The sequence below is a fragment of the Caulobacter segnis ATCC 21756 genome (assembly GCF_000092285.1).
Taxonomy (GTDB): domain Bacteria; phylum Pseudomonadota; class Alphaproteobacteria; order Caulobacterales; family Caulobacteraceae; genus Caulobacter; species Caulobacter segnis.
Genome location: NC_014100.1, coordinates 2,543,401 through 2,564,524, shown reverse-complemented (window position 1 = coordinate 2,564,524; position 21,124 = coordinate 2,543,401). Strand labels below are relative to the sequence as shown.

Genomic DNA, 21,124 nt, shown 5'->3' with positions numbered 1-21,124 from the left:
GCCTCCTAGACCAGCGGGAGGCCGACGTAATTCTCGGCGAGGGTGACCTGGGCGGCGCGCGAGCCGCGCATGTAGGCCAGCTCGGCGACCTGCATCTTGCGGTCGAAGCCGTCCCGGTCGGGGAAGCGGTGCGTCAGGCTGGTGAACCACCAGGAGAAGCGCTCGGCCTTCCAGACGCGGGCTAGCGCCCGGGCCGAATAGCCGTCGAGGCCGGCGTTCGAGCCTTCCAGGTAGTGCTCGGTCAGCGCCTCGCCCAGCATGATCACGTCCGAGGCGGCCAGGTTCAGGCCCTTGGCCCCTGTCGGTGGCACGATGTGAGCGGCGTCGCCCGCCAGGAACAGGCGGCCATGGCGCATGGGCTCGCTGACGAAGCTGCGCAGCGGCGCGATCGACTTTTCGAACGAGGCGCCGCGCGTCACCCGCGCGCCGGCCTCAGGACCCAGCCGCAGGCAGAGCTCGTCCCAGAAGCGCTCGTCGCTCCAGTCCTCGATCCTCTCGTCCAGGCCGCACTGGATGTAGTAGCGGCTGCGGGTGGGCGAGCGCATCGACGCCAGGGCGAAGCCGCGCTCGTGGTTGGAATAGATCAGCTCGTGATCGCACGGCGGCACGTCGGCCAGCACGCCCAGCCAGCCGAACGGATAGACGCGCTCGAAGGTCTTCAGCACATCGGCCGGGATCGTGGCGCGGCTGACGCCGTGGTAGCCGTCGCAGCCGGCGATGAAGTCGCAATCCAGGCGGTGCTCCGCGCCGTCCTTGCGCCAGGTGACGTAGGGTTTGGAGCCGTCGATGTCGTGCAGGGCGACATCCTCGGCGTCGAAGATGATCCGCACGCCGCGCGGCTCGGCCGCGTCGAACAGGTCCTTCATGACCTCCTGCTGACCATAGACCATCACCGTCGAGCCGCCGGTCAGTTCGGACATGTCGATGCGGAAGAGATCGCCGTCGGAAGCAATGTTGGTGCCGGTGTGCACCAGCCCCTCGGCGCGCATGCGCTCGCCCAGGCCCAGCGTGTTCATCAGATCGACCGTGACCTGCTCCAGGACGCCGGCGCGGACGCGGCCCTCGACATACTCGCGGTCGCGGCGCTCGATGACGACGGCTTCAACGCCAGCGCGACGCAGCAGATGGGCCAGGAGCAGCCCGGCGGGGCCGGCGCCAATAATGGCGACCTGTGTGCGCATGTGGTCCTCGTTTCGCCCTGACGCCGCTCTGGGGCGACTTGAAGCCAGATTGAGCGCTCGGCGGTTCGCTGGGGATGGACAGAGCTGCCAAAAAGTTGGACTTTTCGATCTGCGACGTCAGCGCGCGAACGCTAGTCAGGAGCGTTGCAGGTGCCCGATAGTTCAACAATTCCTAGCTTCTTTTTGTTCGGCGAGCCCCTGAAGACGGTGCAGGGCAAGTTCATCCATCTCGAGGAATTGGACGATCGAACAAGGCCCAATAATTGGAACATACGCGCGCACGCGCATACGGACCTCAACCACGTCTTCCACATCTCGGCCGGCGGGGGGGTGATGCATGTCGATGACGAGGCCATCGCCTTCGCCGCGCCGTGCCTGCTGTTGGTTCCCTCCGGCCGGGTGCACGGCTTCGCCTACGAGGTCGAGACGGCCGGCTCGGTCCTGACCATCGCCGACAGCTATCTGCGCGACCTGACGGCGCGGGAGCCGGCCTTCGCCAGCCTGTTCCGCGCGCCGCGGCAGACGCCTCTGGACGCGCGTTCGCGCGTCGCCGCCTCGCTGGCCGAGCTGTCGCGCGAGCTGGTCTGGACCGCGCCCGGCGGCGGGGCCGCGGCCGAGGCTCACCTGCTGACCATCCTGGTGGAGGCGCTGCGTCGCCAGGTGCAGGACGAAGCCGTTGGTCCAGCCTTGCGAGGCGGCCACATCGCCCTGGTCGCGCGCTTCCGCGAACTGGTGGAGGCGCACTATCGGGAGGGCCTTCCGATGGAGGCCTACGCCCGCAAGCTGGGGGTTGCGTTGCCGCGCCTGAGGGCCGCTTGCATGCGCGCCGCCGGCGCTTCGCCGCTGCGCCTGGTGCAGGACCGCCTGATGCTCGAGGCCAAGCGCGCGCTGCTGTATTCGAATATGACGATCGCCGAGGTCGGTTATCACCTTGGCTTCGAGGATCCCGCCTATTTCTCGCGGTTCTTCGCCAAGGCGGAGGGACTGTCCCCCAAGCGGTACAGGCTGGATCGGGCGGCGCGTTCGGCCGCCTTGGCGGCCTGACAATCGTTTGAACTCGAGCTGGAATTGTGACTTGTCAGCATTGTTTGCCTGGCATACAAAGCGAGAAGCATACGAATAATTCGCGCGAAACAACGCGCCGCGCCGTCCAAGGGAAGGAACAAACATGAGCTCGACCCAAGCCGTCTTTGAGCGCCTCGACCCGATCACCGGCGCGGTCGCGACCACTTCCGTCGCGATGACGCCCTACCAAGCGCGCGCCGCGGCCGACGCCGCCCAGGCGGCGCTGCCGGCCTGGAGCGCTCTTGGCCCCAATGCCCGCCGCGCGCTGCTCTACAAGGCCGCCGAAGCGCTGGAAGCCCGCGCCGACGCCTTCGTGCAGGCGATGATGGGCGAGATCGGCGCGACCGAAGGCTGGGCCCGCTTCAATCTGATGCTGGCCGCCTCGATGGTGCGCGAGGCCGCCTCCCTGACCACCCAGATCAACGGCGAAGTCATTCCGTCGGACAAGCCCGGCTGCCTGGCCATGGCGGTGCGCGAGCCGGTCGGCGTGATCCTGGGCGTCGCCCCTTGGAATGCGCCGATCATCCTGGGCGTCCGCGCGGTCGCCACGCCCCTGGCCTGCGGCAACACCGTCGTTCTGAAGGCCTCCGAGAGCTGCCCGCGCACCCACGGTCTGATCGCCGAGGCCTTCGAGGCGGCGGGGCTGCCGAAGGGCGCGCTGTCGATCGTCACCAACGCGCCCAAGGACGCGGCCGAAGTGGTCGGCGCCCTGATCGATCACCCGGCGGTGCGCCGCATCAACTTCACCGGCTCGACGGCGGTCGGCAAGATCATCGCCAAGCGCGCGGCCGAGCATCTGAAGCCCGTCCTGCTGGAGCTGGGCGGCAAGGCGCCGCTGATCGTCCTAGAGGACGCCGACCTCGACGAGGCGGTCAAGGCCGCCGCGTTCGGCGCCTTCATGAACCAGGGCCAGATCTGCATGTCGACCGAACGGATCATCGTCGTCGAGGCCGTCGCCGACGCCTTCGTCCAGAAGTTCGCCGCCAAGGCCGCCAGCCTGGCGGTCGGCGATCCGCGCGAGGGCAAGACGCCGCTTGGCGCGGTGGTCGACCTGAAGACCGTCTCTCACGTGCAAGGCCTGGTCGCCGACGCGGTCGCCGCCGGCGCGGTCCAGGTGGCGGGCGGCGAGGCCAAGGGCGTGCTGATGCCGGCCACCGTCGTCGACAAGGTCACGCCCGACATGCGCCTCTTCCGCGAGGAGAGCTTCGGCCCCGTGGTCGGCGTGATCCGCGCCCGCGACGAGGAACACGCCATAGCCCTGGCCAACGACACCGAGTACGGCCTGTCGGCCTCGGTCTTCACCCGCGACATCGCGCGGGGCCTGAAGGTCGCGCGCCGGATCCAGTCCGGCATTTGCCACGTCAACGGCCCGACCGTGCACGACGAGGCCCAGATGCCCTTCGGCGGGGTCAAGGCCTCGGGCTACGGCCGCTTCGGCGGCAAGGCCGGGATCGACGCCTTCACCGAGCTGCGCTGGATCACGGTCGAGACCCAGCCCGGCCATTTCCCGATCTGACGCGCCGCGCGTCTCTTCCATCCCTATCCAAGGACCAGACATGACGAACGCCGACGACACCGTCACCTTCCGGGTCGAGAACCGCATCGCCTGGGTGAAGTTCAATCGCCCGGACAAGCGCAACTGCATGAGCCCGACCCTGAACCGACGGATGATGCAGGTGCTGGACGAGCTGGAGTTCCGCGACGACGTCGGCGTGCTGGTTCTGACCGGCGAGGGCTCGGCCTGGTCCGCTGGCATGGACCTGAAGGAATACTTCCGCGAGACCGAGGCCAAAGGCCTGGGCGCGACCCGCCAGGCCCAGCGTGAGTCCTACGGCTGGTGGCGGCGCCTGCGCTGGTACCAGAAGCCGACGATCGCCATGGTCAACGGCTGGTGCTTTGGCGGCGGCTATGGCCCGCTCTATTCCTGCGACCTGGCGATCGCCGCCGACGAGGCGCAGTTCGCCCTGTCCGAGATCAACTGGGGCATCCTGCCGGGCGGCGGCGCCACCAAGGTCGTGGTCGACCTGATGCCGCTGCGCGACGCCATGTACCACGCCATGACCGGCGAGCTGATCGACGGCAAGAAGGCCGCCGAGTGGCGTCTCGTCAATGAGAGCGTGCCCCTCGACAAGCTCGAGGCGCGCGTCCTCGAACTGGCCGAGGTGCTGCTGAAGAAGAACCCGGTGGCCCTGAAGGCGACCAAGGATGCGATCCGGCGGGTCAAGGAGATGACCTACGACAACGCCGAGGACTATCTGGTCCGGGCCCAGGAGGCGGCCAACTCGTTCGACAACGAGGGTCGTAAGGAAGGCATCAAGCAGTTCATCGACGACAAGACCTACAAGCCAGGGCTTGGGGCCTACAATCTCGCCAAGTAGAGCGAGAGGCGGCCAGGGGGAAACAACGAGGAAGGCGAGAGCCGATGACGCCGACGGACCACGTCGCTCTCCAAGCGCGCCTGCAGCCCGACCGGCCGGCGGCCGTTGATCTGGCGGGCGGGCGTTCCTGGACCTACGCCGAGCTGGACGGCGCGGTGGCCCGCGCCGTGACGGTGTTGCGCCGGCGCGGCGTGGGGCAGGGCGATCGCCTCGCCACCCTGGCCCGCAACCGCGTGCTGCTGGCGGTCCTGCACCTGGCCTGCGCTCGCCTGGGCGCGATGTTCGTGCCGCTGAACTGGCGTCTGTCCCCCGCCGAGATCGAGGCCTTGGTGGAGGACAGCGCGCCGACCCTGATCGTCGGCGACGCTCATCTGGCGGCGGCGGGGCTCGAGGGGCTCGATCTCGACGCGCTGCAGGCCGAGGTCGACGCGGCCGAGCCGGACCTGACGGCATCGGCCGATCGCGAGCGGCCCTCGCTGATCCTCTACACCTCCGGCACCTCGGGCCGTCCCAAGGGCGCGATGCTCTCGGAGCGCAATCTCGACCAAACGGCGATCAATTTCGGACGCCTGGGCAAGGTCACGCACGAGAGCGTCTTCCTGGTCGACGCGCCGATGTTCCACATCATCGGCCTGATCACCTCTATCCGCCCCGTGCTGATGCACGGCGGGACGATCCTAGTGTCAGACGGATTCGAGCCGACCCGAACCCTGAAGCGGCTCGGCGACCCGGCGTTGGGGGTGACGCATTATTTCTGTGTACCGCAGATGGCCGCCATGTTGCGCGCGCAGCCGACATTCGACGCCTCGGCCTTGCGGCGCCTGACCGCGGTCTTCACCGGCGGAGCCCCGCATCTGGCCTCCGACATCCGCGCCTGGCTGGCCCAAGGCATCCCCGTGGTCGACGGCTACGGCATGAGCGAGGCGGGGACGGTGTTCGGCATGCCGGCCGATGCGGCCTTGATCGACGCCCGCGCGGGCTCGGCCGGACTGCCCATGCCGGCGGTGTTCACCCGCATCGTCGACGACCAGGACCGTGACTGCCCGGCTGGCGTTCCTGGCGAGTTGCTGCTGAAGGGCGACAACGTCTTCCTCGGCTATTGGCGACGCCCCGAGGACACCGCGCGAGCGTTCACCGAGGATGGCTGGTTCCGCACCGGCGACATCGCGCTGGCGGACGCCGAGGGCTATCACTGGCTGGTCGACCGCAAGAAGGACATGTTCATTTCGGGCGGCGAGAACGTCTATCCGGCCGAGATCGAGGCGGCCTTGGCCGATCACCCGGCGATCGTCGAATGCGCGGTGGTGGGTCTGCCAGATCCCCAGTGGGGTGAGGTCGGCCATCTCGTGGCGACCTGCCGCGAGGGGACGGCGTTGGAGTTGGCCGGCGTTCTGGCCCATCTCGAGCGGCGTTTGGCCCGCTACAAGCTGCCCAAGGGCTTGACCCTCGTCGCCGCCTTGCCGCGCACCGCGTCCGGCAAGATCCAAAAGACAGTGCTGCGGGAGCAGCTGCTGGCGCCAAGGACCTGAGCCCAGGAGCTGCGCGCCAGCGTCGTCGGCAGCGGGATCGGCCGCCCGTGGCGACCGATCCCTTGCCTTGGTCTAGTGGCGGATCGACACCGACAGGCCGTAGAAGCGAGGTTCGCCGGCGATGAAGGTCGCGATGCCGAAGGCGTCGCCGGTGTTGCCGGCGTCCTTGATGTACTTCTCGTCGAACACGTTGTTGACGAAGGCTCCGAAGGTCACGTTCCGGCCCTCCGGTTGGTAGGTCAGGCGCAGGTTTGCCAGGCCGAAGGCCTTCTGACGTTCGTCTTGGACGGTGTCCTTGATCGTGCCCGTGGTGCTCTGCAGCGACGCGATGTCGTTGTTGTTGTCGAAGAATTGCTCCGACTGCCAGGTGTACGTCGGCAGGAAGGTCAGGCGGCCGCCGGCGATAGTCGTGGACAGATTGGCGCCCACAGAAACCGAATGGTCGGGCGACAGGCGGAAGTGGTTGCCGTCGAACAGGCCGACCGCGAAGCGCGCGTGGCTGTAGCCGTAGGTGGCGAACAGGCTGACGTCCGCGGTGGGCTGATAGGTGGCCTGGCCCTCGAATCCCGTCGACTTGGCCGAACCGGCGTTGGTCGAGGTGACCAGGCCGTTGGCGTCGCGGACGCTGGTTTGGAAGTTGGTGTATTCGTAGTGGTAGACCGAGCCTTCCAGGACCAGACGGCGCTCCAGGAACTCGCCCTTGGCGCCGGCTTCGTAGGACGTGACCTTCTCGGCCGGGATTTCCCTGAAGGTGGCGGCGGCGCCCGGCTTGCTGTTCGAGCCCGACAGCACCTTGGGACGGCGGCCGGTCGAAACCGAGGCGTAGACGTTGGCGTTGTCGGTCACGGCGTAGCGGGCCACAGCGCGATAGGTCACGCCGGAGTCGGTGAAGCTCTTGTACTGCGCCGCGTTGTTCAAGGTCGACTGGACCAACAGGCCGCGCACGCCGGCCGTGGCCGAGCTGCCGCCGACGATCGACGGGCCGTTCAGCACCGCCTTGTAGCCGCTCTGCTTGTCGTCATAGGTGTAGCGCAGGCCCCCGCGGCCAGCTCGAGCTTGTCGGTGGCGTGGACGGTGACGTCGGCGAAGGCGTCGTAGGAGTTCGTCTTGCCGTAGTTGGTGTATTCTTCCAAGTGGTTGGACGGGAACACAGACAGGCCAGGCAGCGCGTTGATCGTCGTCATCGACAGACCGTTGGGGCGCGCGAGTTGGCCGGTCAGGAAGAGATAGGTCACCTTCTCGTTGATCAGCAGCGGCACGCGCTGCGAGCCGTCTTCCCAGAAATAGCTGAGGCCGCCAAAGGCGGTGATCTTGCCGCCGTTATCGTAGTTCAGGCGGAATTCCTGGCTGGCCGACTTGCCTTCAGCATCCTCGGCGAAGGTGAACATCGGCAGCGAGAAGCCGTCCGGATCGAACACTTCCTCGCCGCTGAAGTAGCGATAGGCCGAGGTCGAGTTCAGGGTCAGGCTGTCGCTGATCTTGTAGCTGGCCAGGCTGGTGAGGCTCCACAGGCGACGGTTCAGGCCCAGCTTCTGGCCGTTTTCGAAGCCATCCACCGTGGTCAGGGCCGCGCCGGAGTTGCGGCCAAGGTCACCGATCACAGCGCCCGTGGTCGGGTTAGTGGGCGCGTAGCTGAGCGACTTGAACGAGGTGCCCGAGGGCTTGTCGATCTCGTAATTGTAGAGGACGTCCAGCTTGAAACGGTCGCCCGGGGCGTAGTTGATCGCCAGGCGCACGGCCTTGGTGTCGGTCGAGTTGAAGTCTTCGCCGCCGAGCAGGTTCTTCACATAGCCGTCGCGTTGCTTGGCGCGGCCCGACAGGCGGATCGCCAGGCTGTCGGTGATCGGCATGTTGATCATGCCCTCGGCGAGCCAGTAGCCGTAGTTGCCGCCCTCGACCTTGGCGCTCCAGTCCTGAGTGTGCTTGGCCTTGGCCTGAATGACGTTGACCGCGCCGATCAGGGCGCCGCGACCGTAGAGGGTCGACTGCGGGCCCTTGGCCACCTCGACCCGCTCCAGATCGAACAGTTCGGTATAGGAGCCGCGTGATTTCGAGACCGAAACGCCGTCCTGATAGACCGAGACGCGCGGCTCGTTCGTGGCCTCGCCGGAATCCGAGGTGATGCCGCGCATCACGAAGCCGGGGTTGTTCGGCGACTGGTTTTGAACGTCGAAGCCGGGCACGAACTGGCCCAGTTCCTCGAACTCCTGCACGCCAAGTTTGTCGAGGAACGCGCCCGAATAGGCCGTCAGGGCCAGAGGGACATCCACCGTCTTCTGCTCACGCTTTTGCGCCGTGACCAGAAGTTCTTCCACTTGAGACGCCGAGGTGTCGGCGGGAGCAGCGGCGGGTTCGGCGGCGTGGGCCGCGCCGGTCATCAGGGCCAGGCCGCTGACCGCGACCATCAAGTTTCTCGTATGAAGATAACGCATGCACTGATCCCCTTGGATTCGGCGGGCGAGAGCCCTTGGGGCGTGCGCTTAAGGTGGCTCGACTGCGAATTCGCGACGGGTATGTGACCGCTCCGTGAAAGCGTTGCTTTTAACTACGGTTTGGCTTGGTGTCCTTGCACGGAGTGTCGGGCGCTTGTGACAAACCTGTCTTGAGCCTCGGCTAAGTCGCTGACCCAGCGCGCACGAGTCGCCCCGTCTTGTCGTCGGGCGGGCTCCCGCGCTTCTGGGCGTAAAAAGGGTTCCGCGATGAAATTCCCGATCGGATGGCTGCTTTGTTTGCTGTTGGCCTCGCCAAGCGCGAGTCTGGCTCAGGAAGCTCTCTCCGACGCGCCGGCTTTGGCCGCGCCGGGGGCCTATCCCGTCGGCGTGCTCACCCAGACCCTGATCCAGAAGGACCAGCCAGATCTAGTCGCCAGCGACCTGGCGGCCGGCAAGCTGGCCCGCGGCGACCGCTCGCTGCCGCTGACGTTCTGGCATCCGGCGGTCAAGCCGGCGGCCGACGCGCCGAGGGCGCGCTACACGATGCCGGACAAGCCGGCGGCCGGAAAGCCGCCCGCGGAGGTCCCATACAAGACCGGCGGCGCCTATCCGGACGCCAAGCCTGTGCGTGGCCAAGCCTTTCCGCTGGTGGTGATCTCACACGGCTATCGCAATTGGGCGACCAGCTTTAGCGACCTGGCCGAGAACCTGGCGTCCAAGGGCTATGTGGTGGCGGCGATCGATCACCACGATCTGGAGCCGGTCACCCTGGCCGCGCCTCAGCTGTCCTTCGCCACCACGGTGATCACCCGGGTCGCCGACCAGCGGTTCGTCATCGACGCTCTGACCCGCAAAGGTGGGCAAGGTCCCTTGCGGGATGTCTACGACGCCGAAAACGTGGCCTTGATAGGCTATTCGATGGGCGGATTCGGCGCGCTGGCGACTATGGGCGCGGGGCTGGATCCCAATGGACCTCTCTCGAAGTCGGCGCCCGCCGGCCTGCTGCGGCCATTCACGACCGACAATCCAACGTTCGCGGCGGGCGCGCCCCAGAACGTCAAGGCGATGGTGGCTTTCGCACCCTGGGGCGGCGCGCCGCCGCTGCGCGCTTGGACCGCCGAAAGCCTCGCCAAGATCACCGTTCCCAGTCTGCTCATCGTCGGCGACCAAGACGACGTGAGCGGCTATGGCGACGGCGTCGCCTGGGTCTATGGCGCGATGACGGGCGCCGATCGGAACCTGCTGGTCTATGAGAACGCCCGTCACAACATCGCGCGCGACGGCACGCCGCCCAGCCTTGTCGGCGATTTCCAATCCGTCGTGCGCTTCGAGGAGCCCGTGTGGCGTCGCGACCGCATCCTGGCCATCAACCGCCACTTCATCACCGCCTTCCTGGACGCGCGACTGAAGGGCGACCAGGCGCACGGCGCCTATCTGGCCGTGCCCACGGTCAAGGCCGTCGACGGGGTCTGGCGGCCCGGGTCGGACGCGGGCTCGGCGGGCGCCTACGCCTCACCATCGGACACGGCCAGCGCGGGCTATTGGCCGGGCTTCCAGAACCGCTGGGCGCTTGGGCTGCAGCTTCGCCACGACACCGCGGCGGCGCCGGCGGCGCCTCGGTAGCGGCCCGTAGCCTGGCCTCGGATTTAGAGGTCGATCACCAGCCGCTGGCCCCGGGGCGCGTGAACAGCAAGGGGTGAAGGCCAGGCCCGCCGCCTTTTCGGCGTCGGTCTGAAAGGCGTCGCGGTGCTCCACTTCGCCCTCGATCACGGGAGTCAGGCAGGTCCCGCAGACGCCTTGTTCGCAAGAGAGCGGCACGAACACCCCGGCCGCCTCCAAGGCTTGCGCCGCCGTCTGGTCCGCGGCCACCCCCACGACCTGGCCACTGCTGGCGATCACCAGGTCGAATGGGCGGTTCTGGTCCGTCGGCGCAACCTCGGCGGCGAAATGCTCCCTGCGGATCTGACCGGAGGTCCAGCCGCGGGCGGCGGCGCCTTCGGTGACGAAGGCCATGAAGCCGCCCGGACCGCATACATAGATGCGGCGGTCAGGCGAGGGCGCGGCCAGCACCGCATCGAGATCAAGGCGGGTGTCTGGCTCGTCGTCGAAGCTCAGACGCACCGACGCGGCGAACGGCGCGGCCGCCAGCTCCTCCAGGAACGCCGCGCGCGACCGCGATCGCGCGCAGTAGTGCAGGATGAAGCGCGCGCCCAAAGCATGGAGCCGGTAGGCCATGGCCAGGATCGGCGTCACTCCGACACCGCCCGCGAACAGCCGGTGCTCATGTCCGTCCTCGTCCAGGGCGAAGAGGTTCCGGGGCGGGCTGATCGTCAGAACCGCGCCCTTGAGCAGGGCGTCGTGCACGAAGGCCGAGCCGCCGCGGGAAGACGGCTCGCGCAAGACGGCGATCCGGTATCGGCTCTGATCGGCCGGATCGTTGCACAGCGAGTATTGCCGCGTCATGCCGTTGCCGAGGAACAGATCGACATGCGCCCCGGCGCTGAAAGGGGGCAGCGCCTCGCCGTCGGCGTGAACAAGGTCCAGGCCGATGATGTCTTCAGCGACGGGGACGCGGGACGCGACGCGAACCTTGATCATCCGGCGCGCGCCGCGACTTCTTGCGCGATGGCCTTGTCGATCGCCATGCGCGAGCGCACGCCGCCGGCGTCGATATTCAGCTTGAGCAGCTTGCGGTCGGGCCAGGCCAGCAGGTTCTTCTGCTGGCGTTCCAGCATTTCCAGGTCTTCGGAGAAGATCTTGCCCTGGCCTTCGCGGATGGTGTCGGTCAGGGCCGCGTCGGAAACCGCGAAGCTGCGGGCCATGCCCCAGAAATACCAGTGAGAGGTCTCGGTCTCCGGCGTGATGAAGTCCACGACGACGCTGGAGACCTTCTTGTCGGCGGGCGCCTGGTAGCCGCCATGGCCCGCCAGGGCCACGCCGACCTCGATCATGACGTGGCTGGGCAATGAGAAGCGACAGATCTGCCAACGGTCGACCAGGGCGTCCTCGGGCAGGCCCGCGCCGCGCAGGGCCATGCGCCAGAACGGCGGGGCGTGGATTCCCTCCATGAAGCGGCTGGTCACCACTTCGTCGCCCTCGAGCTTGGTGGTCACCGGCGCCTCGTCGATCTCCTTCTGACCGATGCTGGTGGCGTGGACGTAGGTCTCGTGGGTCAGGTCCATCAGGTTGTCGACCATCAGCCGATAGTCGCAGGCGATGTGATAGAGCCCGCCGCCGTAGGTCCAATCGGGGCTTTCGGCCCAGAACAGCGGGTGCAGCTTGGCCGGATCGGCCTGGGCGGGATCGCCCGGCCAGACCCAGATGAAGCCGTAGCGTTCCAGCACCGGAAAGGCGCGGATCGCCGGAAAGCCGATAACGCGCTGGCCGGGCATGGAGGCCGCTCGACCATCGCACCCCATGGCCAGGCCGTGGTAGCCGCAGACGAGTTCGCCGTCCCGTACGAAGCCCAGGGAGAGAGGCGCGCCGCGGTGAGGGCAGAAATCCTCCAAGGCCACCGCCTGGCCGTCTCTGCCGCGGTGAATGACCATGGCCTGGCCGCAGATGCGCCGGCCCAACGGCTTGTCGGCGATCTCTCCTGGCGTGCAGGCAACGTACCAGGCGTCGAGCGGCCAAGGGGGGAGGGAAGTCGCCAGTTCGGTGCCCATCATCGTTTCCTCACGCGGTCTTTGGTCTTCGCCAATTGGATCCAATTGTCACGCCTCCGGCGGCGGCGTCAAGATTGGATCCAATCTTCAGCTTGTGAGGCGCTCGGGCGGTCGGCTAGGGTCGCGCCATGGAGACGCCGAGGATGAAGCCGGGCCAACGCGTGCTGATGGCCCTTCGCAAGATGATCGCCTCGGGCGAGATCAAGAGCGGCGAGCGCATCGCCGAAATTCCGACGGCGGCGGCGCTGGGCGTTTCGCGCATGCCGGTGCGCACGGCGCTGCGAAGCCTGGAGCAGGAGGGGCTGGTCGTCCGCCTAGGCGCGCGCGGATACGCGGCGCGGGGCGTCTCGACCGGGCAGATCCGCGACGCCATCGAGGTGCGGGGCGTGCTCGAGGGTTTCGCGGCGCGGCGCTTGGCCGAGGGGGGCGCGAGCGAGCAAACGCGTCAGCGCCTCGCGGCCCTGATCGAAGAGGGCGAGGCCCTGTTCGCCTCCGGCCAACTGTGCGCCGAGGACCTAGACCGCTACGCGGCCTACAATCTGGCGTTCCACGACACCCTGGTGGCCGCCGCGGGGAATGTCGCGGTCGAGACGGCCTTGGCGCGCAACAACTTCGAGCCTTTCGCGGGCGCGGGCGCGCTGGCGCTGGACCTGACGGATCTCGCCGCCGAGTACGAGCATCTCATCGCGGCGCACCGGCAGCACAAGGCGGTGCTGGAGGCGATCGAACGCGGCGATGCGCTCGCGGCGGAGCAGATCATGCGCGATCACGCCCTGGCCGCGGTCCGTAACGCCAAGGTTTTCGAAGCGGCGATGAGCGGGGAAACGCCGCTGGGGGCCGCTCGAACCATCCGCGCGGACTGAAGGTTTCCGGCCTCGACGAGCCTGCGTTAACGCGCTGAGGCGCTATAGACCTGTTCGAATACAGTTTCCTTGGCGTACCAATTTCTCTAAAGCCTTGCCCGATATGGAAGAGATCGCCGCCTTTGGCGTCCTGGGGAACCGCCTGGGACTGCAACTTCACTACGCCGACGTACGCGTGATGGCCGGACTCAGCGCACGGCTCGCGCCGCTGGGCGTGACCCCCGCACGGGCTACCGCCATCGTCTATATCGGCCTGCATCCAGGCTGCGATCAGACGACGCTGGGCCGCGCCCTGGGCGTGAATCGCGCCAGCACGGTCAAGGCCGTGGACGAGATGGAGGCCCTCGGCGCCATCGAACGCCGTCCCGGACGCGATCGGCGAACCAACGCATTGCACCTGACGGCGGCCGGCGAGGCCCTGCGCGCGCGCATCGAGCAGGAAACCGCCGTGCACGACCAGGAAGCGTTCGCCGCGCTGACGGCCGCCGAGCGTGATCAGCTCAGCCTCCTGCTGGCCAAGCTGCGCTAAGCGAGCGCGAACGGCGTCAGCCGGCCTTAGAGCTTCAGCTTGGCCGCTATGGCGGACCACGGCACGAGCTTGAAGTTCTGGTGTTCCGGCGGGGCGATGTTGCGACCGTCCTGGGCGACGAAGGCTCCGGCCTCCAGGCCAGCGCCTAGCGAGGCGCTCGTCACGTCCAGGCCATCGGTCTCGGAAATCCCGTCGACGCCGTTGTCGCCATTGGCCGTCACGGCGAAGCTGCCGACATAGGCGTTATCGCCGTCTCGCCGGAACACCGCGTAGCTGTTGTCGCCCTGGCTGGAGACGACCAGATAGCCCTTGCCCTTGGGCTGCGCATAAAGGCCGACACCCTCAAGATCGTCCTTCAACGCCGGACTGTCGGCCACGCGAGCGATGGCCTTGCGGGCGCCGCCAGCCTTGGGATCGGCGCCCAGTCGCCACAGCGCGACGTCCTCTTCAGCGACATAGAGCGCGCCGGTCTCGTCGTCGGCGACGCAGCCTTCGGTCTGACTGTCGAAGCGGATGTCGCGCACGGCCTCGGCGCGGACCTTGCCTGCAGCGGTCGGGCTCAGCCTCCACTGACGGACCAAGCCATCAGGATCGCTGATGAACACGAAGGTCGCGCCCTTGCGGTCCCGGTACATGCAGAGGCCGTACGGATCCGAAAGGTTGGTGGCCTGCACGCCGTCGGCGACGCTGGTCAGCAGGCGGGTCTCGGGATCGATCGTGTAGAGAGCGATCGCCTTGTGGGTGCGGTCGCTGGCGGCGACCAGCGTCACGGTCTTGCCGCCCAGCTTGAAGCCGCCCCGCAGGTCCACATTGTTCATCTTGCCGTCGGGTAGGTACTGGAGCCGCTTGCCGGTCAGGTCATAGACCAGCATGCCGCCCTTCTTGTCGGTGGCGATGATGGCGCTCTTGGCCGGATCGGTCGGATGGACCCAGATCGCGGGATCGTCGGCGGCGTCGCCATCATGATCGACCGGCTCGGTCTCCATGACAGGGCGCACCAAGGCGAGCCGGCTCGGCGTGGCGGACGGCACGTCCACGCCTGTCGGCAGCTTCAACGCCGCGGCGACGGCGGCCCACGAGACGATCTTGCTGTCGCCGCCGCCCTTGCGATCGTCGGCGACCAGCAAGGCGCCGGCCGACAGGTCGTCGCCGAGCGGCGCGCGCAAGCCGAAGAGACCGGACGGCTTGGCCACCGCCGCCGCGCCGTTAGCCTCGATCCGGAAGCCGCCCACGAAGCGGTCGTCGGCGGAGCGGTCATAGACGTTGTAGTCGCCCCGCCCAGGGTTGGCGGCGATTAGGTAGTCGGCGCCCTTGCCGCCGTTGATCACCGCCAGGCCTTCCACCTCGCCGGCGATTTGGCCCAGGCGATTGATGTCGACGATGGCGGGAACCGGTTCGGCCTCCGGATCGGCGTCATAACGCCAGATCCCGACGGCCTTCTGGGCGACATAGAGCGCGCCGCTGGCGTCATCGGCGACGCAGAACTTGGCCTCGGAAGAGAGGTGCAGGCGACGCACCACGCGACCGTCCAGCTTGCCGTCGGCGGTTTCGAAAAGCAGCCACTGATCCAGTTGGCCTTCTCGGCCCATCGCGAAGGCGTAGAGGGAATTGTCGCGGGCGCTGCGATGCAGGCAGAGACCCTCGCCGGAGTAGCCCAGCAACAAGGGGCGGGCGTCGAGGGCCGTGGTCGCGCCGCTGGCGTAGTCGCGAGCGAAGAGGCGCAGGCGACCAGCCTTGCGGTCCAGGGCGGCAATCAAGGCTCGCGCCCCGTCGTCACGCGTGTCCACGGCATAGATTTCGCCGCCGGGCAGAGCGTCTAGGCGCTGGCCGTTCAAGGCGTAGAGTTCCAGCCCGCCAAGCTTCCCGCTGGCCGCGATGGTGCTTCTGGCCGGATCCTTGGGGTCGCGCAGCAGCGCCACGCCGTTGGCGCCCCCCTGCGCCGTGGGGGCGGTGGCGCGCAAGACGCCGACGCTGGGCGAGCTCTGGGCGAGCGCTGGCGAGGCGAACAGCATGGCCAGAAGGCTCGCGGCCAGCTTCAGACGATCCATGAACACCCACCCGATATGATTCCCCGCCAAACCACAGCGGGCTGTGGCCTTCTGACGGACAATTTCATCAGTATCGTGAAGGCTGCGCGCGATGGCGATCCCAATCGCCGCTGAAGCGTTACGCCCGGACGTTCAATTCGCTGCTGTAAATCGCGGATGAGCGATATAGGCGTTGTCTGCCCGCCGACTGCGTACGTCGGCGTCGTCTTTGTTTTGCCCAAGCGGCGGAAGGATGGGTCAGTATGAATCGAGCGTTGTTGGGGCTTGCGATCGTGGGCGTGGCCTTGTCGAGCGTGCAGGCGGCCCGCGCCGCCGATCCGACGCCGCCGCGCACGGGAGATCTCTACGGCGTCTGGCGCAATCCCAAGGGCAGCGTTCACATCGAGATCAAGCCCTGCGGCGAGGACACTTGCGGCAATGTCGTGTGGGCTAACGCAGAAGCGCAGGCCGATGTCCGCAAGGGCAGCAATCGCGAACTGATCGGCATGCAATTGCTTCGAGACTTCTCGCCAACCGGCCCTGTGGATTGGAAGGGACGGGTCTTCGTGCCTGACCTGAACATGACCTTCTCCGGCCAGGTCCGGTTGCTGGACAAGGCCTCGCTGCGAGCCAAGGGCTGCCTGCTGCCGAACTTCCTCTGCAAGTCGCAGGTCTGGACCCGCGTCGACGCCGCCGCGCGCGCTTCGTAAGGCCGTTATGACGCAGATGGGTTTGCCGGGTTTCGACCCGCCGACGCCGACCGACCGGCTGATGTTCCTGCTGTATCCGGACGCCGTGACGGCCGAACGGATCGCCTCCGAGGCGCGGCGGTTGCGCGAGGCTTTCGGCTTGAGAGGGCAGATCCTGCAGACCGACCGTTTCCACGTCACCCTGCATCATCTGGGTGACTATGTCGGCCTGCCGGCCGATGTTGTCCGCAGAGGCGAGGCGGCGGGCGAGGCGGTGGCCGCCAAGGCGTTTGGCGTGACGCTCGACCGCGCCATGAGCTTCGCCAACCGGCCGGGGAGCAATCCCTTCACGCTGCAAGGCGGAGAGGGCGTGCAGGATCTGGTGAGCTTCCAGCAGACGCTGGGGCTGGAGATGGCCAAGGTCGGCCTGAAGCCGGACAAGGCCTTCGTTCCGCACGTTACGCTGCTCTACGACGGCCAGGTCGTTCCAGCCCAGGCTGTCGCGCCGATCGACTGGACGGTAGACCGTTTCGTGCTGGTCCAAAGCAAGCTGGGCCAGACCCGCCACATCGTGCTCAAGAGTTGGGCGCTCGCCGCCTGAGGTTGGCGTGGCGTCGCCGCTAATCTAGAGCCAGTCCAAAGCACGGATTCGCCGAGGACGACGGCCATGACCCTGACGATGTACGGCATCAAGAACTGCGACACGGTCGCCAAGGCGCGCAAGTGGCTGGAGGACCGGGGTCTGGCCTACGGCTTCCATGACTACAAGGCGGCTGGGATCGACCGTCCGCGCCTGGAGGCCTGGGTCGAGGAACTCGGCTGGGAGCCGCTTCTGAACCGGGCCGGCACGACCTTTCGCAAGCTCGACGAAGCCGACAAGCAGAACATCGACCGCGAAAAGGCGATCGGGCTGATGCTGGCTAACCCTTCGATGATCAAGCGGCCCGTGCTCGACCTTGGCGACCGACGCTTGGTGGGCTTCAAGCCCGATCTCTACGAGGCCGCTCTGGGCTAGACCCTCGACGCGCCGAGGCCGGTCTGATCAAGTTTAAGACGACAAGCTTTCGAGGATCAGTCTATCACTTGGGGGGACCAGCCGCGACGTCGCGGCTTTCAGGGGGACTTTGAAACGGGTGAGGGAGAAGGGCGTCTCGCGGTACGAACTGGTCATCTTCGACTTCGACGGCACGCTGGCCGACAGCGCCGCGTGGATGATGCGCGCCGTCAATCCGATGGCGCGCCGTTACGGCTTCAAGACCGTCACCGATGAGGAGATCGAGATGCTGCGCGGGCGCAGCACGCGGGAAGTTATCCGCTATCTCGGCGTGTCGCCCTGGAAGCTCCCGCTGATCGCTCGGGCCGGCAAGAAGCTGATGGCGGCCGACGCCCATACGATCCCCCTGTTCCCCGAGACGGCCAAGATGCTGCGCGCCCTCCACGCCGCCGGCGTCAAGATCGCGGTGGTCAGCTCGAACAGCGAAGAGGTCATCCGCCGGGTGCTGGGGCCTGATCTCGCCGAGCTGATCAGCCTCTACGCCTGCGGCGCATCGCTGTTTGGCAAGGCTCGCAAGTTCAAGCAGGTCACCGCGCGCGGCGTTTCGCGCGACAGGGTCATCTGCATCGGCGACGAGACTCGCGACATCGAGGCCGCTCGAGCCGTGGGACTGGATTGCGGGGCGGTCGGCTGGGGCTACGCCAAGCCTTCGATCCTGGCTCAGCATCGCCCGACGGTGTCATTCAACTCGATGTCCGAAATTATTTCGTACGTGGCTGCATCCAACGCCCGAGGCGGCGGCGACTAACCTTCGAAAGCGCGGATGATCGCGCTGCTGATCGAAGGATCGAGAGATGGACGATCTGTTTCGTGAGTTCTGGTGGCTCAGCTTTCCGCTGAGCTTCATGTTGCTGGGCGCCTTCCGCGCCTGGCTGGAACATCGCGCTCGGCGGGACCTGATGCAGACTCTCCGGCAGCTGGCCAGCGAGGGGCGCGATCCGCCGGCGGCCTTGCTGGCTGAACTGCGACGCTAAGGGAAACGATCATGTTCGAAGACCTTTTCCGTCAATTCTGGTGGTTGTTATTCCCATTGGCCGGCTTCGCTTACGGCGCCTGGCAGAGCTGGCTGTCGTATAGGGCCAACCAGGAGACGCTGGACCTCATCAAAACCTACGCCGCCTCCGGGCGCGAACCGCCCGCCGAGCTGATGAACAAGTTGAGCAGGCGCTGGCATGACGATGACGAGGATGATCGGCCCCGCTATCGCCGCCGTCGCGAACGCACTTGGTACCAGGTGGTGCTGTTCGGCCTCCTGAGCTGCGGCTTCGCCTTCGCCGCCATCACGGACATTTACGGCGCCGGAGAAGCCTTCACGATCGCGGCCTTTGTTCTGGGCGCGGTGTGCGCGGCCACGCTGGTCCAGGTCATGCTGGATCGGAACGGTCCGACCGTCTGATGGACGCCGCGCTCGTCAGGCAGGCGCGCGCGGGATCCCAGGCCGCCTTCGCCCGGCTCGTAGCGATCCACGAGAAGCCCTTGCGAGGTTTCCTGCGCAAGAGCGGCTGGCTCGACGCCGACGACATCGCCCAGGAAGCTTTCGTGGTGGCCTGGTCGGGACTCCACAAGTTGCGGGACGACAATGGCTTTCGCGCCTGGTTGTACGGCGTGGCTTGGAGGAAGGCTCTCACCCAACGGCGGGGCGCCCAGCGCGCGGCCGCCCGGGATGAGGCCTGGCGCGGCGAGCAGGAACTCAAGGCGGCCCCGGAGGTTGGCGCCGAGGATCGTCTGGCGCTCGAAAAAGCGCTGGCCACTTTGCCTGAGGACCAGCGCGCCTGCGTGACGCTTTGCCTGGGGCAGGGATGGTCTCACGTCGAAGTCGCCCAAGCCCTGGGGCTTCCCTTGGGCACGGTCAAATCGCATGTTACCCGCGGCCGCGAGCGGTTGTTGTCGGTTCTGGGAGGCGGATGATGAGCCCCGAAGATCAACTCTCGGCCTTCCTGGGGGAGACTCCCAAGCATGGCCGCGCCAACCTGTTCGCGCTGGAGGTGATGAAACGCGTCGAGCGCCAAGTCTTTCTCGAGCGCATACTGTTCGCCGCGGGCGCCGCGGCGATGCTGGGCCTTGTCCTATGGGCTTGCGCGCCTGCGCTGGACGTCGCTGTCGCGATGATCGCGCCAGGGTTTGCGCCGGTCGCGGCCTTGCTGACCTTTGTGGCCGCCATCCTCGTGGGTGGGGGACCTTCCGTTTGGCGTCGCCTAAGCTTCCCCGGCGGCTAGGATCGCCTTACGAAAGTTTCATGCCGGCGGGCGCCTCCAAACAGAGCCGTGAACGCCTCTTACAAGTGAAGGTGGCGCTGGGGGCGTCGCTCCACGAAATTCTGGAGGATTAAGTCATGGGTGCTGAAATCTTTGTCCCGCTGGGCGCCTTCGCCATGGTCGCCGCGATCGTGGTTCTGCCGTTCTACTTCAAGAGCAAAGAGCGGCGCGAAATGCAGACCACGATCCGCGCGGCGATCGATAAGGGCCAGCCCCTTCCGCCCGAGGTCATCGAAACCTTGACCAAGAGCGTCAAGCTGCCGCCCAGCAGCCTGCGCGACCTGCGCACTGGCGTCATCTGGCTGGCTGTCGGCATCGGCGTGGCGATGGCCACCTACTTCGGCGACTTCATTCATGGGGGCGACGATTTCGACGGCTTCGGCATCGCCAGCATCCCCGCGGTGATCGGGGTGGCCTACATCGTCCTGAGCTTCTTCAATCCGAACAAGGAGCCGCGGGTCTAGCGCCCGGAGCCTTGGGAGGGGCTTGAAATCATGGGCGCTCAAAGCCCGCCAACCGGTCACGACGTCGAGCTCGCCGCAAGGGCGGCGGGAGGCGATCGCCAGGCTTACGGAGAGCTGGTCCGGCGTCACGGCTCCGCCGTGCGCGGCCTGCTGCGGCGGCTCGGCGCCGACTCCGCGACGGCCGACGACCTCGCCCAGGACGCCTTCATCACCGGCTTTGAGCAGGTGGCTGAATTCCGGGGAGAGGGGACCTTCGCCGGTTGGATCAAGAAGATCGCCGCGCGGCTCTATCTGAAGAAGGTCAAGCGCGAGGCGCGTCTGATCTTCTCCGACACCGTCGAACCGGTCGAGGAGCTCGGCGTCCGGGACGCCTCGGGAGACGCCGCCAGCCGCATCGATCTCGATGACGCGCTCAAAGCGTTGTCTCGCGGCGAGCGGCTTTGCGTCTCGCTCTGCTACGGGGCCGACTGGTCCCATGGCGAGGCGGCCGAGGCCTTGAACATTCCGATCGGCACGGTCAAATCCCATGTCAAACGTGGTCTGGATAAACTCCGGGCGAAGCTCGCCCGGCCCGAGGAGGGGGCGAGGAGGGAAGCGCATGGCTGAACCCGATTTCGAAACCCAATTGACCCGTCTGTTCGCCGAGCCGCCGTCGTTCCAGGACTCGGCTCTGTTCAACGCCGAGGTGGCGTCCAAGCTCGATCGCGGATGGGCGATGCGTCGCCTGTTCATCGGCGGGGCGGGGACCGTGGCCGGGCTGTTCGGCGCGTTCCAGATCCTGTCCACGCGCTTCTCCGGCGAGATCGCGCAGCTGTCGCGCAACAGCGGTCACAGCCTTGAGACCGAGTACAGTGCGGGTGTCGCGAAGATCAATTCGGTGCTCACGACGCCCGCCAGCGCCGAGGCGATCTGGCTGGCGGCCGCTCTCGCGGTCGTGGCGCTGGCCTTCGCGGTGACGCGCCTCGTCGAGGAGCTTTAGCCGGCTTATCATTG

24 protein-coding genes are annotated in these 21,124 nt (G+C 67.1%); 18 read left to right on the top strand and 6 right to left on the bottom strand.

The features are described from left to right. Positions 1-5: 5 nt before the first annotated feature. A complete protein-coding gene (gene pobA / locus CSEG_RS11800) occupies positions 6-1,181 on the bottom strand; it encodes a 4-hydroxybenzoate 3-monooxygenase (RefSeq protein WP_013079460.1) in 1,176 nt (391 codons plus the stop codon). A 150-nt stretch (positions 1,182-1,331) separates the two neighbouring features. On the opposite strand from pobA, the gene CSEG_RS11795 reads away from it, so the two are divergent. The 4 genes from CSEG_RS11795 to CSEG_RS11780 all read left to right on the top strand — a co-directional run bounded on the left by CSEG_RS11795 (position 1,332) and on the right by CSEG_RS11780 (position 6,153). Beyond that, on the top strand, positions 1,332-2,225 hold the full coding sequence (locus tag CSEG_RS11795) for a helix-turn-helix domain-containing protein (RefSeq protein ID WP_013079459.1): 894 nt from the start codon (positions 1,332-1,334) through the stop codon (positions 2,223-2,225). A 124-nt stretch (positions 2,226-2,349) separates the two neighbouring features. Beyond that, on the top strand, positions 2,350-3,762 hold the full coding sequence (locus tag CSEG_RS11790; protein WP_013079458.1) for an aldehyde dehydrogenase: 1,413 nt from the start codon (positions 2,350-2,352) through the stop codon (positions 3,760-3,762). Positions 3,763-3,802: 40 nt separating this feature from the next. After that, positions 3,803-4,624 (top strand): p-hydroxycinnamoyl CoA hydratase/lyase, encoded by an 822-nt coding sequence (locus CSEG_RS11785; RefSeq protein WP_013079457.1) that lies wholly within the window; start codon positions 3,803-3,805, stop codon positions 4,622-4,624. A gap of 44 nt (positions 4,625-4,668) precedes the next feature. Beyond that, entirely contained in the window at positions 4,669-6,153 is a 1,485-nt protein-coding gene (locus tag CSEG_RS11780) for an AMP-binding protein (protein ID WP_013079456.1), read from the top strand. Between the two features lie 72 nt (positions 6,154-6,225). On the opposite strand, the gene CSEG_RS23635 is transcribed toward CSEG_RS11780, so the two are convergent. Further along, entirely contained in the window at positions 6,226-7,146 is a 921-nt protein-coding gene (locus CSEG_RS23635) for a TonB-dependent receptor domain-containing protein (protein WP_322786020.1), read from the bottom strand. Continuing rightward, on the bottom strand, positions 7,140-8,558 hold the full coding sequence (locus tag CSEG_RS23630; RefSeq protein ID WP_322786019.1) for a TonB-dependent receptor: 1,419 nt from the start codon (positions 8,556-8,558) through the stop codon (positions 7,140-7,142). The genes CSEG_RS23635 and CSEG_RS23630 overlap by 7 nt, the downstream gene beginning before the upstream one ends. A gap of 294 nt (positions 8,559-8,852) precedes the next feature. On the opposite strand from CSEG_RS23630, the gene CSEG_RS11770 reads away from it, so the two are divergent. After that, the gene (locus tag CSEG_RS11770) at positions 8,853-10,208 is read left to right on the top strand and encodes an alpha/beta hydrolase family protein (protein WP_013079455.1); all 1,356 of its coding nucleotides are present in this window, start codon (positions 8,853-8,855) and stop codon (positions 10,206-10,208) included. Here CSEG_RS11770 and CSEG_RS11765 read toward each other — a convergent pair. Continuing rightward, positions 10,098-11,183: a PDR/VanB family oxidoreductase gene (locus CSEG_RS11765; protein ID WP_013079454.1), complete on the bottom strand. Its 1,086-nt coding sequence runs from the start codon at positions 11,181-11,183 to the stop codon at positions 10,098-10,100. The genes CSEG_RS11770 and CSEG_RS11765 overlap by 111 nt on opposite strands. Continuing rightward, complete coding sequence (locus tag CSEG_RS11760; RefSeq protein WP_041538595.1) at positions 11,180-12,250, bottom strand: aromatic ring-hydroxylating oxygenase subunit alpha; 1,071 nt, start codon at positions 12,248-12,250, stop codon at positions 11,180-11,182. The genes CSEG_RS11765 and CSEG_RS11760 overlap by 4 nt, the downstream gene beginning before the upstream one ends. 128 nt (positions 12,251-12,378) lie before the next feature. On the opposite strand from CSEG_RS11760, the gene CSEG_RS11755 reads away from it, so the two are divergent. Together CSEG_RS11755 and CSEG_RS11750 are read left to right on the top strand one after the other, a co-directional pair. After that, a complete protein-coding gene (locus CSEG_RS11755) occupies positions 12,379-13,113 on the top strand; it encodes a GntR family transcriptional regulator (protein ID WP_041538287.1) in 735 nt (244 codons plus the stop codon). Between the two features lie 103 nt (positions 13,114-13,216). Then, entirely contained in the window at positions 13,217-13,642 is a 426-nt protein-coding gene (locus CSEG_RS11750; protein ID WP_013079451.1) for a MarR family winged helix-turn-helix transcriptional regulator, read from the top strand. Positions 13,643-13,668: 26 nt separating this feature from the next. Here the strand turns inward: CSEG_RS11750 and CSEG_RS11745 are convergent, their stop codons facing one another. After that, the gene (locus CSEG_RS11745; protein WP_013079450.1) at positions 13,669-15,690 is read right to left on the bottom strand and encodes a phytase; all 2,022 of its coding nucleotides are present in this window, start codon (positions 15,688-15,690) and stop codon (positions 13,669-13,671) included. 242 nt (positions 15,691-15,932) lie between these two features. On the opposite strand from CSEG_RS11745, the gene CSEG_RS11740 reads away from it, so the two are divergent. From CSEG_RS11740 to CSEG_RS11690, 11 genes are all read left to right on the top strand, one after another. Further along, positions 15,933-16,379, top strand: coding sequence for a DUF2147 domain-containing protein (locus tag CSEG_RS11740; RefSeq protein WP_013079449.1), 447 nt, complete (start codon positions 15,933-15,935; stop codon positions 16,377-16,379). 7 nt (positions 16,380-16,386) lie between these two features. Further along, a complete protein-coding gene (locus CSEG_RS11735; protein ID WP_013079448.1) occupies positions 16,387-16,959 on the top strand; it encodes a 2'-5' RNA ligase family protein in 573 nt (190 codons plus the stop codon). A 66-nt stretch (positions 16,960-17,025) separates the two neighbouring features. Continuing rightward, positions 17,026-17,373: an ArsC family reductase gene (locus tag CSEG_RS11730; protein ID WP_013079447.1), complete on the top strand. Its 348-nt coding sequence runs from the start codon at positions 17,026-17,028 to the stop codon at positions 17,371-17,373. Positions 17,374-17,482: 109 nt separating this feature from the next. Then, positions 17,483-18,160 (top strand): HAD family hydrolase, encoded by a 678-nt coding sequence (locus CSEG_RS11725; RefSeq protein WP_013079446.1) that lies wholly within the window; start codon positions 17,483-17,485, stop codon positions 18,158-18,160. Between the two features lie 46 nt (positions 18,161-18,206). Beyond that, positions 18,207-18,386 carry a hypothetical protein gene (locus CSEG_RS11720; RefSeq protein WP_013079445.1) on the top strand — a complete coding sequence of 60 codons (180 nt, stop codon included), beginning with the start codon at positions 18,207-18,209 and terminating at the stop codon, positions 18,384-18,386. A gap of 11 nt (positions 18,387-18,397) precedes the next feature. Beyond that, on the top strand, positions 18,398-18,808 hold the full coding sequence (locus CSEG_RS11715; RefSeq protein ID WP_013079444.1) for a hypothetical protein: 411 nt from the start codon (positions 18,398-18,400) through the stop codon (positions 18,806-18,808). Beyond that, entirely contained in the window at positions 18,808-19,320 is a 513-nt protein-coding gene (locus tag CSEG_RS11710; RefSeq protein ID WP_013079443.1) for an RNA polymerase sigma factor, read from the top strand. The genes CSEG_RS11715 and CSEG_RS11710 overlap by 1 nt, the downstream gene beginning before the upstream one ends. Beyond that, positions 19,320-19,628 (top strand): hypothetical protein, encoded by a 309-nt coding sequence (locus CSEG_RS11705; RefSeq protein ID WP_013079442.1) that lies wholly within the window; start codon positions 19,320-19,322, stop codon positions 19,626-19,628. The genes CSEG_RS11710 and CSEG_RS11705 overlap by 1 nt, the downstream gene beginning before the upstream one ends. A gap of 116 nt (positions 19,629-19,744) precedes the next feature. Beyond that, the gene (locus CSEG_RS22030) at positions 19,745-20,131 is read left to right on the top strand and encodes a DUF6249 domain-containing protein (protein WP_013079441.1); all 387 of its coding nucleotides are present in this window, start codon (positions 19,745-19,747) and stop codon (positions 20,129-20,131) included. Between the two features lie 30 nt (positions 20,132-20,161). After that, positions 20,162-20,737, top strand: a complete 576-nt coding sequence (locus CSEG_RS11695) for an RNA polymerase sigma factor (RefSeq protein WP_013079440.1) — start codon at positions 20,162-20,164, stop codon at positions 20,735-20,737. Continuing rightward, positions 20,730-21,110, top strand: a complete 381-nt coding sequence (locus CSEG_RS11690; RefSeq protein ID WP_013079439.1) for a hypothetical protein — start codon at positions 20,730-20,732, stop codon at positions 21,108-21,110. Before CSEG_RS11695 ends, CSEG_RS11690 begins: the two co-directional genes overlap by 8 nt. Positions 21,111-21,124 lie beyond the last annotated feature (14 nt).

What these genes read in the sequence shown, in the direction of transcription:
- pobA (WP_013079460.1), bottom strand. Translation starts at nt 1,181, where the DNA reads ATGCGCACACAGGTCGCCATTATTGGCGCCGGCCCCGCCGGGCTGCTC.
- CSEG_RS11790 (WP_013079458.1), top strand. Translation starts at nt 2,350, where the DNA reads ATGAGCTCGACCCAAGCCGTCTTTGAGCGCCTCGACCCGATCACCGGC.
- CSEG_RS11785 (WP_013079457.1), top strand. Translation starts at nt 3,803, where the DNA reads ATGACGAACGCCGACGACACCGTCACCTTCCGGGTCGAGAACCGCATC.
- CSEG_RS11780 (WP_013079456.1), top strand. Translation starts at nt 4,669, where the DNA reads ATGACGCCGACGGACCACGTCGCTCTCCAAGCGCGCCTGCAGCCCGAC.
- CSEG_RS23630 (WP_322786019.1), bottom strand. Translation starts at nt 8,558, where the DNA reads ATGGTCGCGGTCAGCGGCCTGGCCCTGATGACCGGCGCGGCCCACGCC.
- CSEG_RS11770 (WP_013079455.1), top strand. Translation starts at nt 8,853, where the DNA reads ATGAAATTCCCGATCGGATGGCTGCTTTGTTTGCTGTTGGCCTCGCCA.
- CSEG_RS11765 (WP_013079454.1), bottom strand. Translation starts at nt 11,183, where the DNA reads ATGATCAAGGTTCGCGTCGCGTCCCGCGTCCCCGTCGCTGAAGACATC.
- CSEG_RS11760 (WP_041538595.1), bottom strand. Translation starts at nt 12,250, where the DNA reads ATGGGCACCGAACTGGCGACTTCCCTCCCCCCTTGGCCGCTCGACGCC.
- CSEG_RS11755 (WP_041538287.1), top strand. Translation starts at nt 12,379, where the DNA reads ATGGAGACGCCGAGGATGAAGCCGGGCCAACGCGTGCTGATGGCCCTT.
- CSEG_RS11750 (WP_013079451.1), top strand. Translation starts at nt 13,217, where the DNA reads ATGGAAGAGATCGCCGCCTTTGGCGTCCTGGGGAACCGCCTGGGACTG.
- CSEG_RS11745 (WP_013079450.1), bottom strand. Translation starts at nt 15,690, where the DNA reads ATGGATCGTCTGAAGCTGGCCGCGAGCCTTCTGGCCATGCTGTTCGCC.
- CSEG_RS11740 (WP_013079449.1), top strand. Translation starts at nt 15,933, where the DNA reads ATGAATCGAGCGTTGTTGGGGCTTGCGATCGTGGGCGTGGCCTTGTCG.
- CSEG_RS11735 (WP_013079448.1), top strand. Translation starts at nt 16,387, where the DNA reads ATGACGCAGATGGGTTTGCCGGGTTTCGACCCGCCGACGCCGACCGAC.
- CSEG_RS11730 (WP_013079447.1), top strand. Translation starts at nt 17,026, where the DNA reads ATGACCCTGACGATGTACGGCATCAAGAACTGCGACACGGTCGCCAAG.
- CSEG_RS11720 (WP_013079445.1), top strand. Translation starts at nt 18,207, where the DNA reads ATGGACGATCTGTTTCGTGAGTTCTGGTGGCTCAGCTTTCCGCTGAGC.
- CSEG_RS11715 (WP_013079444.1), top strand. Translation starts at nt 18,398, where the DNA reads ATGTTCGAAGACCTTTTCCGTCAATTCTGGTGGTTGTTATTCCCATTG.
- CSEG_RS11710 (WP_013079443.1), top strand. Translation starts at nt 18,808, where the DNA reads ATGGACGCCGCGCTCGTCAGGCAGGCGCGCGCGGGATCCCAGGCCGCC.
- CSEG_RS11705 (WP_013079442.1), top strand. Translation starts at nt 19,320, where the DNA reads ATGAGCCCCGAAGATCAACTCTCGGCCTTCCTGGGGGAGACTCCCAAG.
- CSEG_RS22030 (WP_013079441.1), top strand. Translation starts at nt 19,745, where the DNA reads ATGGGTGCTGAAATCTTTGTCCCGCTGGGCGCCTTCGCCATGGTCGCC.
- CSEG_RS11695 (WP_013079440.1), top strand. Translation starts at nt 20,162, where the DNA reads ATGGGCGCTCAAAGCCCGCCAACCGGTCACGACGTCGAGCTCGCCGCA.
- CSEG_RS11690 (WP_013079439.1), top strand. Translation starts at nt 20,730, where the DNA reads ATGGCTGAACCCGATTTCGAAACCCAATTGACCCGTCTGTTCGCCGAG.